Here is a 15,450-nt window from a genome sequence, read left to right as displayed (position 1 = left end):
CGAGTTAATTTAACAAACATCCTACTCTACTCAAAAATTAATTTTTACTTTTGAAGAAAACCAAAAAGCATGCAAATCAACGATAAATCCCAAACCACAGCATACATACCTTCATCCGAGCGCTATAATACAATGACCTACAAAAGATCTGGAAAAAGCGGTGTGTTATTACCTGCTATTTCATTGGGGCTTTGGCATAATTTCGGATTTGTAGATAGCATCCAAAACGGTAGAGACATTCTAAGAACTGCATTCGATTTAGGTATTACGCATTTCGATTTAGCAAATAATTACGGACCACCATATGGTTCTGCAGAAGAAAACTTCGGTACTATTTTCAAAAAGATTTCAAATCTCATAGAGATGAATTGTTTATCGCCTCAAAAGCAGGTTACGATATGTGGCCTGGACCTTATGGTAATTTGGGTTCGCGTAAATACTTGATGTCGAGTTTAGACCAAAGTTTAAAACGCATGGGTTTAGACTATGTTGATGTATTCTATCATCATAGACCAGACCCTGATACACCATTAGAAGAAACTATGGGAGCTTTGGCAGATATTGTACGTCAAGGAAAAGCGCTTTACGTTGCTATTTCAAACTATCAACCAAAAGAAACACAACAAGCTGCAGAAATCTTAAAAGAGCTTAATGTACCATTTATACTCCACCAAGCGCGTTATTCTATGTTTGACCGTTGGATTGAAGATGCCCTTTTAGAAACCTTAGAAAATAATGGTGTGGGTTGTATTACATTTTCGCCTTTAGCACAAGGTATGCTTACCGATAAATATTTAAATGGTATTCCAAAAGATTCTAGGGCAGCTAAAAACTTAACATATTTAGATACAGATACTGTTAATAGTAATATTAAAAAAATTCAAAGTTTAAACGAAATTGCACAAAAGCGTGGTCAAAAATTATCACAAATGGCAATTGCTTGGATTTTAAGGCATCAACAAGTGGCTTCTGTATTGGTTGGAGCGAGTTCTTCAAATCAATTAAAAGAGAACGTTAAAGCTTTAGATAATTTGAATTTTACTGATGAAGAGTTAAAGTTAATTGATAAAATTGTTGGTTAATTATTATAAAAAAGTGTATTCTTATATTTCTTTTGAAGTTTTATCAACCAAAGAATGTGTACTATCAATGCTGCAATAGTTCCAAATATCCAAAATAAAAAACATATACTCATTACTGGTAATCCACATTTAATATCTTCAGTAATTAATAAATCTCTAAAATATTGAGGAAACACAAAATAGTAACCAGATAGTACTATAAGAAAAATTATTGTTTTCGGGAATTTAAATCTATACTTATTAATGATGAAATAACTCAATGATTGAATAATTGAGAGAAATATTATAAATATCAAAATCATTCCTTAATAATAATCAATGTAGTTTTAACCCCTTTTGATAACCTCCATACTTTATTTGTTATGGTTTTACTCCATTGATCAGCTATAACATATTGAGCGGTATTTGGAATTAAAGAACCTTCACTTACAGAAAAGATTTCAATCTTATTAAGTCCTTCTTTAAGAATGTATCTATAAACACCAAATCCATGATTCAAACCAATATTAGCTTTAACTATATCATCATCAATAATGATGTGAATTACATCCCCATCAATTTTCCCATGGTCTCTATACATAATATCTATGTATTTAGATTTAGTTCTATAATCTCCCCAATACGCATCTTCTTTTAAACCAGCATTTAAACCATGACCTTCAGGAAGTAATTCTTTCTCTAATTTATCTAGTTTTTTAGTGTATAATTCTCCAGGATTCTTGAACTCTTCATCAGGAAACATAGAAAATTCTTTTTTGGGTAGATTTAGTTTACCAGTAACTTTTGGAGTAGAAACACCATCAAATTGATTGTTTTCTTTTGGTTTAACAGGTAATATTTTTTTGCTATCCAAAGTATCTTTTGGAGATTCAACTGCAGGAATAATAGCTCCAGATTTTTTCTTAGAGTCTATCTGGGCATTTCCAGCTAATGCAAAAACAATAATTATAAAACAGGTTATTACAAATTTCATGTATCCTTTACTTTTCTTAAAAGCACCTAAAGATGTTTCAAAGATATTTGATTATCCTAAAACTTATTACTCTAACACTTAAATTTTATAACTATTTAACAATAACTATACCTAAATAGTATTTATAAACCCTCCTAACCTATTCAAAAACCCATTTAATTGTTAAAATATGTTAAATTGCTATTTTGTTATGCATAGTACTGTAACAAAATAATAGTTGCGTCGTCTATCTAGTATAATCAATTAAAAAACAAAAATCATGAGAACATTAAACACAAATCAAGTAACAGAAACATTAAGCTCAACAAAGTCTAACACATGGAATAGCAGAAGACGTTACAGATCGTAACATTTATTTTCCAAACATTTCATCAATCAAATTCATCAATCAAAAACAAAAAATCATGAGAACTTTAAACAGTAACCAATTAACAGAAACATTAAATAGTACTAAGTCTAATGCATGGAATAGCAGAAGACGTTACAGATCGTAACGTTTTCTTTCTAAAAATTTAATCGATCAATCAATCAAAAACCAGAACAGTTATGAAAATATCAAAACGTATTAAAGGCATTACGGGAGAGAATTTATTTTCTAATAAACGTATTTTAAATTTCTCTTCCAATCAGACCAATTGGAAACCTATGCATCATCAAATGCGCTAAATAAAGTCTCAAATTATTGTGGTATTGTTTTTGTGATTTAACACTCCATTAACAATAAAACAAAAATCATGAGACGAACAACATCAAGTCCAGAAGTAAATGCGGGGTCTATGGCAGACATCGCATTTCTATTATTAATGTTTTTTTTAGTGACTTCTGCAATTCCAAAAGACAAAGGCATCAATCGAAAACTTCCAAGAGAATGTCCTCCAGGAATCAATTGCAATGTAGATATTCCAGAACGAAACATTTTAAAAATTGCCATAAATGTTAAAAATGAAATTATGGTAGATAGTGAAATTGCTACTGTTGATGACATTAAAAATTTAGCTAAAACTTTTATCGATAATAATGCAGACGGGAGTTGCACATACTGTAATGGCAATAGTGATGAAACATCTTCTGACAATCCATCTGAGGCTGTAATCTCATTACAAACTGATAGAAATTCAAGCTATAATAAATTTATTGAAGTTCAAGATGAACTGACAAAAGCCTATTTTGAATTACGAAAAACTTATTGTGAGAAAGTATTAAATAAAGCAATAGATAATTTAACAAAAGAAGAATTAAAAGAGGTTAAAGAAGCCTACCCTTTTATTCTTTCAGAAGCAGAAACGAGATAGTTTTAGTCATCCTTTGGAATCCCATAGTCGATGCAGACTTTTCGTTTGCCCCATTGTTTAGCAGCTTTTACATCTTCGCCCATGTAAACATCTATTCGGTTTTTCCAACGAGAATGCATGCGATCTTTCACAATATATACCCCTTCTAATCCTTCAATGATTACTGGGGTATTGTGTTTTAAACCTAAACGTTGTAAATCTCTAGAAACAGCAATATATTTTAATCCGGGTTTTAAACTATCTCCAAAGGCAGTAATATGAGGATCCGCATCAGTTTGATATACCAATGAATTGTATGCTGTTGCTGTTACAATTCTTGATTTCCAATTGAATGAATCTTCAATGGTAGATGTATTCTTTTTACAACTAAATAGCAGAAATACAATAATTAAAGTAATTAGTCTCAAAACAGGGTTTTAGTTATTTTAAAGATAATGAATAAAAACTAGTACGCTAATAACGTTTTCAACTCCTCTTCAAATTTATTTTTAGAAAGATATTGTTGTTCTAACTGACTCGCAAAAGGTATTGGAGTTTCTAGACTTGCAACACGTTTTACTGGTGCATCCAGATATTTAAAACAATGTTCCATAATTAAAGCTGAAATATCACTTGCAATACCTCCAAATAACGAGTCTTCTTGCAGGATAATAGCTTTTCCTGTTTTCTTTACTGAGGTGTAAATAGTTTCAGTATCTAAAGGTTGCAAAGTTCTTAAATCAATAACATCAGCAGAAATTTCAGGATTATTACTTAAAGTTTCCAATGCCCAATGAACTGCTGCGCCGTAGCTGATAATAGTAATAGCTTTTCCTGTTTCAATAACTGAGGCTTTTCCAAAAGGCAACGTGTAATAATCATCAGGGACTTCTTGTCGTATTGTTCTGTACAAACCTTTATGCTCAAAAAACAATACTGGATTTGGGTCGTTAATTGCAGTTGCTAATAAACCTTTAGCATCATAAGGAAATGCTGGATAAATAACTTTTAATCCTGGAGTTTTTGTAAACCAAGCTTCGTTTGTTTGTGAATGAAACGGACCTGCTGCAACACTTCCACCACAAGGCATTCTAATGACAACATCGGCTTTCTGGTTCCATCTATAATGAGATTTTGCTAAATAATTTACAATAGGATTAAAACCCGAAGACGCAAAATCAGCAAATTGCATTTCCATAACACTTTTAATGCCTGCAATAGATAATCCCATAGCAGTTTCAACAATTGCAGATTCACAAATGGGTGTATTTCTAACTCTTTCCTTTCCAAACTGTTTTAAAAAACCTTCGGTTATTTTAAAAACACCCCCATATTCCGCTACATCTTGACCCATAATTACCAAATCATTATGGTGTTCCATACTTTGTTTTAAACCTTCAGAAATTGCATCAATAAATCTAATTTCTTTTAAACTGTTATTTGGTGTAATTGCTTCATATTCAAAACTTTTAAAGATATCATTTAGCTCTATTGTTTCATTTGGAATTATATCGTCTTCATTAGATGCTATCTCTAAATGTTCTTGTATTTCAGATGTAATTTCATCTGTATTTTTACTTTTATCTATTATGCTTAAAATACCTTCATTTATTAAAAAAGATTCAAAATTTGAGATAGGATCTTTAGTTGCCCAAGTATCTAAAAGTGTTTGAGGTACATATTTAGTACCACTCGCCTCTTCATGTCCTCGCATTCTGAATGTTTTAAATTCAATTAAAACTGGTTGCGGTTTTACACGAATACTCTCAACTATTTCAGAAACTTTAGTATATACTTCAACTATATTGTTGCCATCTATAATGTGGGATTCCATACCATAGCCTAAGGCTCTATCAGCTAAATTTTCACAATTGTATTGTTCTTTTATGGGTGTAGATAAACCATAACCATTATTTTCAATACAAAACAAAACCGGTAATTGCCATACAGAAGCTACGTTTAAAGCTTCATGAAAATCGCCTTCACTAGTACCACCTTCTCCCGTAAATACTGCAGTTACTTGATTCTTATTTTTCAACTTTGAAGCTAAAGCAATACCGTCAGCCACACCTAATTGCGGACCTAAATGAGAAATCATACCAACAATATTATATTGCTGTGTACCAAAGTGAAAAGAACGATCTCTACCTTTAGTAAAGCCAGAAGCTTTGCCTTGCCATTGCGCAAACAATCTGTAAAGCGGAATGTCTCGAGTAGTAAAAACACCTAAATTTCTGTGCATTGGTAAAATATATTCATCTTTATTTAAAGCCATTGTAACGCCAACTGAAATAGCTTCTTGACCAATACCAGAAAACCATTTACTAATTTTACCTTGACGTAAAAGCACAAGCATTTTTTCTTCAACTAATCTAGGTTTTAGCATGTTTTTATAAAGACCAATTAATGTGTCTTCAGAAAGTTTTTCGATATTATAATTGAAGTTTACTTTATGCATTAGTAACGTTTAGTATTTCAAATATAGAATAAAAAGAGCGTTTTTAATCTACTTAAATTCTTTACAATCTTTTGTACATTTGTGATTCAATCTTTTAATAAATTCTATATGAATTCCATTCCAAGTGTAGATTTACGCGATTTTACATCTGATGACACAAGCAAAAAACAAGGCTTTGTTGATGCTATAGGGAAAGCTTATGAAGAGATTGGTTTTGTAGCGCTTAAAGGTCATTTTTTAGACAACAATCTTGTTGATAATCTATACGAAGAAATTAAAAACTTTTTTGAATTACCATTAGAAGTTAAGCAGAACTATGAAATTCCTGAAATTGCTGGTCAAAGAGGCTATGTTTCCTTTGGAAAAGAAAGTGCAAAAGGTAAAAAAGAAGGAGATTTAAAAGAGTTTTGGCATTTTGGGCAATATGTTGAAGATGATAACGAATTAAAAAAAGAATATCCTGATAACATAATAGTTGAAGAATTACCTGAATTTAATAAAATAGGTAGGCAAGCTTATGAAATGCTCGAAAAAACAGCAAAATATGTGCTCAGAGCTTTAGCCTTACATTTAGGACTAGAAGAAACTTATTTTGATAGTTATATTCATAATGGAAATTCAATTTTAAGGCCAATTCATTACCCTCCAATTACAAAAGAACCTGAAGCTGCAGAGAGAGCAGCAGCACATGGCGATATAAATTTAATTACATTATTGATGGGGGCACAAGGTAAAGGCTTGCAAGTACAAAACCACAAAGGCGAATGGATTGATGCTATTGCACAACCTGATGAATTAATGATAAATGTTGGCGATATGTTGTCTAGACATACTAATAACAAATTAAAATCTACCATACATCGCGTGGTTAATCCACCAAAAGAACTTTGGGGAACTTCAAGGTACTCTATTCCGTTTTTTATGCACCCAATTAGTGCTATGAAACTGGATGTTCTAGATGAATGTATTGACGAAAATAATCCAAAACAATTTGACGATATTACTGCTGGCGAATTTTTAACCGAACGTTTAATTGAATTAGGATTGATAAAAAAATAGTTTACAGTCACAGTCTCAGTAAGCAGTTGCATAACGTGATTACTGAGACTGTGACTTAGACTGTAAACTGAACACATGGATTTACAAGACCAATTAAAAAATCTTTTCCCAGATCATACTCCTGAAGAAACAGATGATACTGCAAATGAAACTTCTGATATATGGATGCAAGACGACCCTATAATTTGTAAATACGAAAAGCGAAAAGGCAAACCAACTACAATACTTGAGGGTTATACCGGTGCTACAGAAGATTTTAGAGTTCTAGCAAAAGAAATTAAAACCAAGTTAAGTGTTGGAGGAAGTTTTAAAGACGATAAAATTATCATTCAGGGAGATTACAGAGATAAAATAATGCAAATATTAAAAGATAAAGGCTTTGCGGTAAAACGTGTTGGTGGATAATTTATGAAAAAACAAACATTGCACATCACAAATGGAGGTATTCTAACAGGGTATTTGAATGAGTTAGAAATTAAAGGAGAAAAACTCACTTGGCAAGAAATATTATGCGAAGGTCCTACTCAAGAAATAGTTCATGCAGATGAATTCATTGAATCTCGACGACTTTTTTTAAACGAATTCTATAGCATACAACTAGATTTAAATAAAGTTGAATTTGCATTAGGTCAATTAAGTAACCCAGAACGCTATTCCGAAATAGTACTTTGGTTTGAATATGATTTATTTTGCCATATTAACATGATTGCCGTTATAAATCTATTACAACAAAAACATATAGATTTACCACTTTACTTAGTGTGTAGCGGAAGAGTTTCCGGAAGTAATACGTTAAAAGGATTATCAGAATTAAAACCCAACCAGTTAATGAATCATTATAAAAACAAAGTTGAGTTAACTCCTGATGATATTGATTTAGCAGAAACACTTTGGGGTATTTATAATGGTCAGGATCATAATTTATTTAAGCCTTATATTGTAAAAAGTTCATCTTTTAAGTATTTAAGCAACTGTTTAAAAGCTCATTTGGAACGTTTTCCAGACTCTAAAACAGGGTTAAATATTTTAGAAACCAACATTCTAAATTTGGTTAAAAATGAGGATATCAAATCTAAACATCACTTATTAGGTTACGCTTTAAACTACCAAGGATATTACGGTTATGGCGATTTGCAACTGGAACGCATTATCAATAATTTAAGTGTCTTTTTTACTATTGCTGATGAAAGTATTTCCTTGAATAGAAAAGGGCACGAAGCATTAATTGGACAACATAATTTTTCAAATGACATTGAAAATAATATGGTTTTTGGTGGCGTTAAAAAATTAGATTTTCAATTTAGTAAATCTGAAAATAAACTTATTAAATCGCCACTTAATGTCAATTAAAGCCTCAGAACTTATTTTGAATTCAGATGGTAGTATTTATCATTTGAATTTAAAACCTGAAGATATTGGTAACACCATAATTTTTGTTGGAGATCAAGATAGAGTTCCATTGGTCACAAAACATTTCGATAGTATTGATTTTGAAACTCAAAAAAGAGAATTCAAAACACAAACTGGAACTTACAAAGGTAAACGCATAAGTGTTATTTCCACAGGTATTGGGACAGATAATATTGACATTGTTTTAAACGAACTTGATGCTCTAGTTAATATTGATTTTGAAACAAGAACAATTAAGGACAAGCTAACAAAATTAACTATCATCAGAATTGGTACTTCAGGAGCTTTACAAGAAGATATCCCTGTAGATTCTTTTTTAATTAACACACATGCCATAGATTTAAATGGGATGCTACACTCCTATTACACCAATACTATTTCTAATCCAAAAATTGAAGCAGCATTTATAAAACAAACAAATTGGAATAAAAATAAAGCAAATCCAATCATAGTTGAAGGGTCTAAAGAACTGCTTTCTAAATTTGAAAGTAACCAAACCTTTAAAGGATTAACGGCAACTGCTAATGGGTTTTATGGCCCTCAAGGTCGTATATTAAGGCTTCAAATAAATAACCCAGAATTGAATAGCCTTATTGATAGTTTTAATTTTGATAGTAAAAGAGTTACAAATTTAGAAATGGAAACTTCTGGTATCTATGGCTTATCAAAATTATTAGGGCATCATGCCATATCATTAAATGCAATAATAGCTAATCGAGCAAATGGTAGTTTTAGTATAAATCCAACTCAAACTACAGAACGTTTAATTACATATACTTTAGATAGAATTTAAATGAAGACAATAAATATTGGTGGTGTGCCAGAGCATTTTAATTTAGCTTGGTACTTAACCCTAAAGAATGGCGAATACAAAGAAGAAGGTATTAATTTAAGATGGCAAGATTACCATGGAGGTACTGGTGCTATGTGCAAAGGTTTAAGAAATGGCGATATAGATATTGCTGTTATTTTAACTGAAGGTGTTATTAAAGATATCATTGCTGGCAACCCTAGTAGAATAGTACAGACTTTTGTGGAAACACCACTTATTTGGGGTGTACATGTAGCAGATCATGCCTCATATAAAAAAATGATGATTTAAAAGGTACAAAAGCGGCCATCAGTCGCTATGGATCTGGATCGCATTTAATGGCATACATAAACGCGCAAAATAACAACTGGGATTTAGAAAAAGATTTAAATTTTGAAATTATCAATAATTTAGATGGTGCTATTGAAGGACTTACAAATGATAAAGCTGACTATTTTCTTTGGGAAAAATACACTACAAAACCAATAGTTGATGATGGTGTGTTTAGAAGAATTGATGAATGTCCATCTCCATGGCCATGTTTCGTAATTGCTGTTCATGAAGATTTTATTAAAAAAGATAAAGCAACACTTAAAACTATTTTGAAGATTATAAATAGTACCACTTCAGAGTTTAAAGACATACCAAGTATTGATAGAACTATTGCGAATCGTTACAAGCAACAAATTGAAGATGTTCAAGATTGGTTGCAAATCACAGAATGGTCGCAAGAATTAATTGATAAACCAACTATTATGAATGTTCAAAAGCAATTAAAAGCTTTGGATATTATTCCAGAAATAGTTGATTACGAATCGTTAACCTACAACCTAAATCTATAAACTAGTGTTAAAATTCAACTAATTAATTTCCAATTATTTAATTTTGAATTTTAAAAATATAATCTGTTATGAAAAAATTATTAAGCCTATTAACCATACTTACAATTTTAGGCTGTAAAAGTGAACCGAAAGATTACGCAACGCTTTCTGGTAAAATTGATAATAAAGGCGACATTTCTAATTTCACAGTTTTTAATAGAGCACGTGGTTTTGAAAAAGACATCAAAATTAATGAAGATGGGACTTTTAGAGACACACTTAAAGTTGAAGAAGGAAAATATACGTTTAAATTAGGAGAAGAATTTGGAAATATCTATTTAAAAAATGATAATGATATGTCATTTGAAATTGATATTAATAAATTTGATGAGACTTTAAAATTTTCTGGAGACAATGCGAATAAAAGTAATTTTTACGCTCAAAATGTATTACTTCAAGAAAAACATTTAAGTGCAGATTTAATGTCTAAATCTCCTGATGAGCTAAAGAATGTTTTTAAAGACCTAACTCTTGCATATGAAGATTTAAAAGAAAAAAACAAAGATTTAGGAGTAGAGTTTTTCAAAAAGCCAGATAATGATTATGAGAAGCTAAAAACTATGTATGAAAAGTTTCTTGAACAAAGAGTTGGTCTTTTAGAGACTTTTGCCAAAGGAAGCCCTTCTCCTGTTTTTGAAGATTATGAAAATTATGATGGTACAACTACTTCCTTATCAGATTTAAAAGGAAAGTATACTTACATTGATGTTTGGGCAACTTGGTGCGGGCCCTGTAAAGCAGAAATCCCTGCATTAAAACGATTAGAAAAAGCATATCACGGTAAAAATATTCAGTTTGTAAGCTTATCTATCGATGATGATAGAACTCATGGCGGCTCTTGGGATAAAGCTCGTGAAGATTGGAAAGCTATGATAAAAGACAAACAACTTGGAGGTATCCAATTATTTGCGCCTAACGGAGGCATGTCTCAATTTGTACAAGATTATAAAATTCAAGGTATTCCTCGATTTATTTTAATAGACCCTGCAGGAAACATTGTAAACCCAGATGCTCCTAGACCTTCAAGTCCAGGACTAACAGAATTATTTTCCCAATTGAATATTTAATTTGAGAAATATTAACATAACTACAAAAAGCTGCAATATGCGGCTTTTTTTATGCTATCAATTTTACTCTTATTTTGAGGGCTCCTCTTCTTCTTGAGTAGCTTGCTGCGGTTGTTCTGGCTGTTTAAATAAATCCAAATAGGCTTCTCCCAAATAATCAATCACATGGCTTGCAATCAAACTTTGATACCCAAAATCTTCAACTGCAATATCTGCAGATTTACCATGTAAATACACTCCAAAAATTGCAGCTACTGAAGGATGATAGCCTTGAGATATTAATCCAGTAACAATTCCAGTTAACACATCCCCACTTCCTGCTGTTGATAACCCAGGATTTCCGGTGGTATTGATATAAAAGATATCATTAAAAATAGTAATAGTATTTGCACCTTTTACGATGAGTATCACTTTATATTTTTTAGTAAAGGCTTTCGCTTTTTTCAACTTATCAAAATCATCTTTCCATTTGCCTACCAATCTTTCAAGCTCTTTTGGATGCGGAGTTAAAATTGATAATTCCGGCAATAATTTTAATAAAGCTTTCTTTTTGGCAAGCATATTTAAGCCATCAGCATCAATAACTAATGGTGTTTTATTTGTTTTCAAAAAATTTTCAAAAGCACTTACCGTTTTTGTATCAGTCCCCGCTCCTATTCCAAAAGTTACAACGGTAGGTTCAATATCAAATTTAATTGAAGTTATTTTTTCTTCATCTGTATCTGTGATTACCATGGCTTCAGGAAAAGAAGTTTGTAAAGGCACATAACCACATTTAGGAACATAAGCAGAAACTAAACCAGCACCAGCAGATAAAGCAGCTCTACTTGTTAAAGTAACAGCTCCTATTTTACCATAACTCCCTCCGATAATTAAGGCATGACCAAACTGGCCTTTATGCGAAAACTTTTCTCTTGGTATGTAGTTTGGCAACACTTCATGTTTTCCAATTAATTCTACTTCGGTTACAGTAGTGTATAAATATTCTGGATCTAATCCTATATTTAAAATTTCCCATTGCACAGTATATTTAGCAGTTTCGGGTAAAAAAAACACTAATTTTGGCGATGCAAAACTTAATGTAAAACCTGCCCAAACTACTGCATCCTCATCCTTAACTGCCTTATCTGTATGCAATCCTGAAGGAATATCAATTGATAGTGTAAATGCTTTACTCGCTCTAAAGTGCATAAATAAGCCTTTAACCCAATCATCAACTGGTCTATTTAACCCAATTCCAAAAACCGCATCAACAATAATATCATCTGGATGCATTTCAGGAAAATCTTCTTTACAACTTAAAAGTGTTGGCCATTTTTTGGTAACATTCTTAATTCTATCATAGTTAATCAAAAAATCTTTAGAACGCTTATCACTACAATTTACCACGTAAGTATTCACATTATAACCATCTAAAATTAAATGTCGCGCTAAAACCAAACCATCGCCACCGTTATTACCAATGCCACAAAACACATGAATAGGTACTTGTGCACCTTGCATACGCATATGTATCCAATTAAAAATTTGAGTACCTGCACGCTCCATTAAGTCTGTTGATGTTATATTTTGGCGTTCAGCAGTCAGTTTATCGCCTGCGTATATTTGTTCTTTAGAAAATACCTTCATTTAAATATATTATTGATTTTTCAGTTCTTTTTAAGAATAGTCGTTTTTTTAAACGAATATTAACCGAATATAAGAATATTATAAAAAAATAGTTTTAGTTTTTTTATAAGGCTAAATGTAATACTTTTGAGGTGTTTTATATAACAACAATGAATTATTTAAGCCAAAATATGGGTACACTTCAAACTTTCGTTACAGAAAGAGAAACTTCTATTTTAGCAACAATTACAAATATTACAACCCTTTGGGGTTACTAGTTATATATTCTTCGGACTATTTTTGTAATTTCTATAATTACAACCATTTAATTATTACATTCAATTCTCAATTCATTAAAAAATGAAGGTTTTAAAATTCGGAGGAACTTCTGTAGGTTCTTCAAAAAATATAAATAAAGTTATTAGCATTTTAGATGCGTATTCAAAAGGCAGTAATGTTGTATGTATAGTCTCGGCAGTTGGCGGTATTACAGATAAATTATTGCTCGCTGGGCGACAAGCACAAAGTAAAGATGATACCTTTAAAGATACTTTTGATATCATAAAAAACAGCCATTTCAATATTATCAAAGAATTAAATCCTGACGAAAACACTTCTATTTTAAATTATGTTGAAGAAAAATTAGAAGCACTTAAAAGTTTATTGGAAGGTATTTATTTAATAAATGAATTATCTCCAAAAACATCCGATAAACTAGTAAGCTTTGGCGAGTTGCTATCTTCTTTTATAATTGCTGAAACAATGAAAAACAGAGGTTTATCGGCTGATAGAAGGAATTCTCAAGAGATAGTAATTACAAATTCAAACTTTACAAAAGCTGAAGTTGATTATAAAGTTACCAATGCAAACATCAAAAATTATTTTGATTCTGCAGAAGAAAAAGTAACTATAATGCCAGGTTTTATAGCAAATTCAGCACATGGAGAACAAACAACATTAGGTCGTGGCGGCTCCGATTTTACAGCTGCAATTATCGCTGCTGCGTTAAAAGTTGAACAATTAGAAATTTGGACAGATGTTAGCGGTATGTTTACCACAAATCCTAAATTGGTAAAACAAGCCTACCCTATCTCTTCGATTTCGTATCAAGAGGCTATGGAATTATCTCATTTTGGCGCAAAAGTGTTGTATCCTCCAACGGTGCAACCTGTCTTAAATTTAGAGATTCCTATTCATATTAAAAACACTATGGCGCCTGATGCTGTGGGTACAATCATTTCTAACAATGCAGATGTGTCTTCTAATCCTGTAAAAGGTATTAGTAACATTTCTAACATTGCCTTGTTGACACTACAAGGTAGCGGAATGGTTGGAATTCCTGGTTTTTCTAGACGGTTGTTTGAAACATTATCCAATGAAAAAATAAATGTTATTCTAATTACTCAAGCATCATCAGAACATTCTATTTGTTTAGGTATTGAGGAAAAAGATGTTGAAATCGCAAAAACTGCTATTGATATTACTTTTGAAAATGAAATAGAACTTCATAAAATAGACCCTATTATAGTTGAAACTAATTTATCTATTGTTGCATTAGTAGGCGATAATATGAAAAACCACCAGGGTATTAGTGGAAAAATGTTTAGCACTTTAGGAAAGAACAATATCAATATTAGAGCTATAGCCCAAGGTGCTTCAGAAAAAAATATTTCAATTGTTATAGATGAAACTGATGTAAAAAAGGCTTTAAATACTTTACATGAAGTGTTTTTTGAAACGATTACAAAACAACTTAACGTATTTATTACTGGTGTTGGTAATGTTGGAGAACGTTTAGTAGAACAGGTTAAACAACAAAAGAAATATTTAAAAGAACATCTTAAAATCAACTTACGTGTTGCTGGTTTGTCAAATTCTAGAACTATGGTTTTTGATGAAAGTGGTATTTCTTTAAAAAACTGGAAAGAACAATTAGCAAACGGAGAAAAAGCTTCTTTAGAAGGCTTTTTTGAAAAAACTAGATCATTAAACTTACGCAATAGTATTTTTGTAGATGTTACGGCAAATAAAGATATTTCGGAATTATATGCTAAGTATTTAAGAGAAAGTATTGCTATTGTAGCTTGTAATAAAATTGCATGTTCAAGTGAATATGATAACTATAAAGAGTTAAAACGACTATCGCTTAAGTATAATGCACCATTTTTATTTGAAACTAATGTTGGTGCAGGTTTACCAGTAATTGACACTCTAAATAACTTAATCGCTTCTGGAGATAAAGTAACATCAATTCAAGCAGTATTATCTGGAAGTTTGAATTTTGTATTTAATAATTTTAATGATTCAACTAAGTTTTACGATGTTGTAAAACAAGCTGGAGCTGAAGGTTATACAGAACCAGATCCAAGAATTGATTTAAGTGGCGTAGATGTGGCACGTAAAATTTTAATTTTGGCCAGAGAAAGTGGTGTTAAAATGAATTTGGAAGATATTGAAAACAAGACATTCTTATCGCCTTCAGGTTTAAAAAGTGATACGGTTGATGATTTTTACCAAACATTGATTGATGACGAAGCACATTACCAAAGTTTATATGCTTCTGCGAAAGCGAATAACTGCCAGTTAAAATATGTAGCAAAATTTGATGATGGAAAAGCAAGTGTGAGTTTACAAGAAATCCCAGTAGGACATCCATTTTATAATTTAGAGGGTAGTGATAATATTGTGATGTTTTATACTGAACGCTATGCACAACAACCTATGATTATAAAAGGTGCTGGTGCTGGTGCAGATGTTACTGCTTCTGGTTTATTTGCAGATATTATTAGACTTGGAAATAACTAAAAACAACCTGTTTATAGTTATTTCG

General features: G+C 31.4%; 11 protein-coding genes and 2 pseudogenes. 9 read left to right on the top strand and 4 right to left on the bottom strand.

Annotated elements, in window-relative coordinates; translation table 11 throughout:
- The first annotated feature begins 69 nt into the window (after positions 1–69).
- Positions 70–1,082, top strand: a pseudogene (gene mgrA, locus AC0L5U_RS03825) (L-glyceraldehyde 3-phosphate reductase).
- A gap of 298 nt (positions 1,083–1,380) precedes the next feature.
- Here the strand turns inward: mgrA and AC0L5U_RS03820 are convergent.
- A complete protein-coding gene (locus AC0L5U_RS03820; protein WP_473414749.1) occupies positions 1,381–2,055 on the bottom strand; it encodes a hypothetical protein in 675 nt (224 codons plus the stop codon).
- A gap of 734 nt (positions 2,056–2,789) precedes the next feature.
- On the opposite strand from AC0L5U_RS03820, the gene AC0L5U_RS03815 reads away from it, so the two are divergent.
- Positions 2,790–3,347 (top strand): ExbD/TolR family protein, encoded by a 558-nt coding sequence (locus AC0L5U_RS03815; protein ID WP_473414748.1) that lies wholly within the window; start codon positions 2,790–2,792, stop codon positions 3,345–3,347.
- Positions 3,348–3,349: 2 nt separating this feature from the next.
- Here AC0L5U_RS03815 and AC0L5U_RS03810 read toward each other — a convergent pair whose 3' ends face one another.
- Both AC0L5U_RS03810 and AC0L5U_RS03805 read right to left on the bottom strand, forming a co-directional pair.
- Positions 3,350–3,754 carry a 3D domain-containing protein gene (locus AC0L5U_RS03810; protein WP_473414747.1) on the bottom strand — a complete coding sequence of 135 codons (405 nt, stop codon included), beginning with the start codon at positions 3,752–3,754 and terminating at the stop codon, positions 3,350–3,352.
- A 38-nt stretch (positions 3,755–3,792) separates the two neighbouring features.
- Positions 3,793–5,784: an alpha-ketoacid dehydrogenase subunit alpha/beta gene (locus AC0L5U_RS03805; RefSeq protein ID WP_473414746.1), complete on the bottom strand. Its 1,992-nt coding sequence runs from the start codon at positions 5,782–5,784 to the stop codon at positions 3,793–3,795.
- A gap of 108 nt (positions 5,785–5,892) precedes the next feature.
- Between AC0L5U_RS03805 and AC0L5U_RS03800 the strand changes: the two genes are divergently transcribed.
- The 6 genes and pseudogenes from AC0L5U_RS03800 to AC0L5U_RS03775 all read left to right on the top strand — a co-directional run bounded on the left by AC0L5U_RS03800 (position 5,893) and on the right by AC0L5U_RS03775 (position 11,012).
- Positions 5,893–6,843 carry an isopenicillin N synthase family dioxygenase gene (locus tag AC0L5U_RS03800; RefSeq protein WP_473414745.1) on the top strand — a complete coding sequence of 317 codons (951 nt, stop codon included), beginning with the start codon at positions 5,893–5,895 and terminating at the stop codon, positions 6,841–6,843.
- Positions 6,844–6,918: 75 nt separating this feature from the next.
- Positions 6,919–7,248, top strand: coding sequence for a translation initiation factor (locus AC0L5U_RS03795; RefSeq protein WP_473414744.1), 330 nt, complete (start codon positions 6,919–6,921; stop codon positions 7,246–7,248).
- A gap of 3 nt (positions 7,249–7,251) precedes the next feature.
- Positions 7,252–8,193 carry a DUF1835 domain-containing protein gene (locus AC0L5U_RS03790; protein WP_473414743.1) on the top strand — a complete coding sequence of 314 codons (942 nt, stop codon included), beginning with the start codon at positions 7,252–7,254 and terminating at the stop codon, positions 8,191–8,193.
- Positions 8,183–9,046: a nucleoside phosphorylase gene (locus AC0L5U_RS03785; RefSeq protein ID WP_473414741.1), complete on the top strand. Its 864-nt coding sequence runs from the start codon at positions 8,183–8,185 to the stop codon at positions 9,044–9,046. Before AC0L5U_RS03790 ends, AC0L5U_RS03785 begins: the two co-directional genes overlap by 11 nt.
- Positions 9,047–9,906, top strand: a pseudogene (locus tag AC0L5U_RS03780) (substrate-binding domain-containing protein).
- Between the two features lie 68 nt (positions 9,907–9,974).
- Entirely contained in the window at positions 9,975–11,012 is a 1,038-nt protein-coding gene (locus tag AC0L5U_RS03775) for a TlpA family protein disulfide reductase (protein WP_473414739.1), read from the top strand.
- A 69-nt stretch (positions 11,013–11,081) separates the two neighbouring features.
- Here the strand turns inward: AC0L5U_RS03775 and AC0L5U_RS03770 are convergent, their stop codons facing one another.
- On the bottom strand, positions 11,082–12,641 hold the full coding sequence (locus AC0L5U_RS03770) for an NAD(P)H-hydrate dehydratase (RefSeq protein WP_473414738.1): 1,560 nt from the start codon (positions 12,639–12,641) through the stop codon (positions 11,082–11,084).
- Positions 12,642–12,980: 339 nt separating this feature from the next.
- Here AC0L5U_RS03770 and thrA point away from each other — a divergent pair, with 339 nt between their 5' ends.
- Positions 12,981–15,425 carry a bifunctional aspartate kinase/homoserine dehydrogenase I gene (thrA, locus tag AC0L5U_RS03765; protein ID WP_473414736.1) on the top strand — a complete coding sequence of 815 codons (2,445 nt, stop codon included), beginning with the start codon at positions 12,981–12,983 and terminating at the stop codon, positions 15,423–15,425.
- Positions 15,426–15,450: the final 25 nt, after the last annotated feature.

This window comes from Jejuia sp. G7-7 (assembly GCF_055808955.1).
The sequence above is the reverse complement of the archived record's forward strand: the minus strand, read 5'-3'. Positions and strand labels throughout refer to the sequence as shown.

Bases quoted from the DNA above. Each gene is read 5' to 3' on its own strand.
- AC0L5U_RS03820 (WP_473414749.1), bottom strand. From the start codon at position 2,055: ATGAAATTTGTAATAACCTGTTTTATAATTATTGTTTTTGCATTAGCT.
- AC0L5U_RS03815 (WP_473414748.1), top strand. From the start codon at position 2,790: ATGAGACGAACAACATCAAGTCCAGAAGTAAATGCGGGGTCTATGGCA.
- AC0L5U_RS03805 (WP_473414746.1), bottom strand. From the start codon at position 5,784: ATGCATAAAGTAAACTTCAATTATAATATCGAAAAACTTTCTGAAGAC.
- AC0L5U_RS03800 (WP_473414745.1), top strand. From the start codon at position 5,893: ATGAATTCCATTCCAAGTGTAGATTTACGCGATTTTACATCTGATGAC.
- AC0L5U_RS03795 (WP_473414744.1), top strand. From the start codon at position 6,919: ATGGATTTACAAGACCAATTAAAAAATCTTTTCCCAGATCATACTCCT.
- AC0L5U_RS03790 (WP_473414743.1), top strand. From the start codon at position 7,252: ATGAAAAAACAAACATTGCACATCACAAATGGAGGTATTCTAACAGGG.
- AC0L5U_RS03785 (WP_473414741.1), top strand. From the start codon at position 8,183: ATGTCAATTAAAGCCTCAGAACTTATTTTGAATTCAGATGGTAGTATT.
- AC0L5U_RS03775 (WP_473414739.1), top strand. From the start codon at position 9,975: ATGAAAAAATTATTAAGCCTATTAACCATACTTACAATTTTAGGCTGT.
- AC0L5U_RS03770 (WP_473414738.1), bottom strand. From the start codon at position 12,641: ATGAAGGTATTTTCTAAAGAACAAATATACGCAGGCGATAAACTGACT.
- thrA (WP_473414736.1), top strand. From the start codon at position 12,981: ATGAAGGTTTTAAAATTCGGAGGAACTTCTGTAGGTTCTTCAAAAAAT.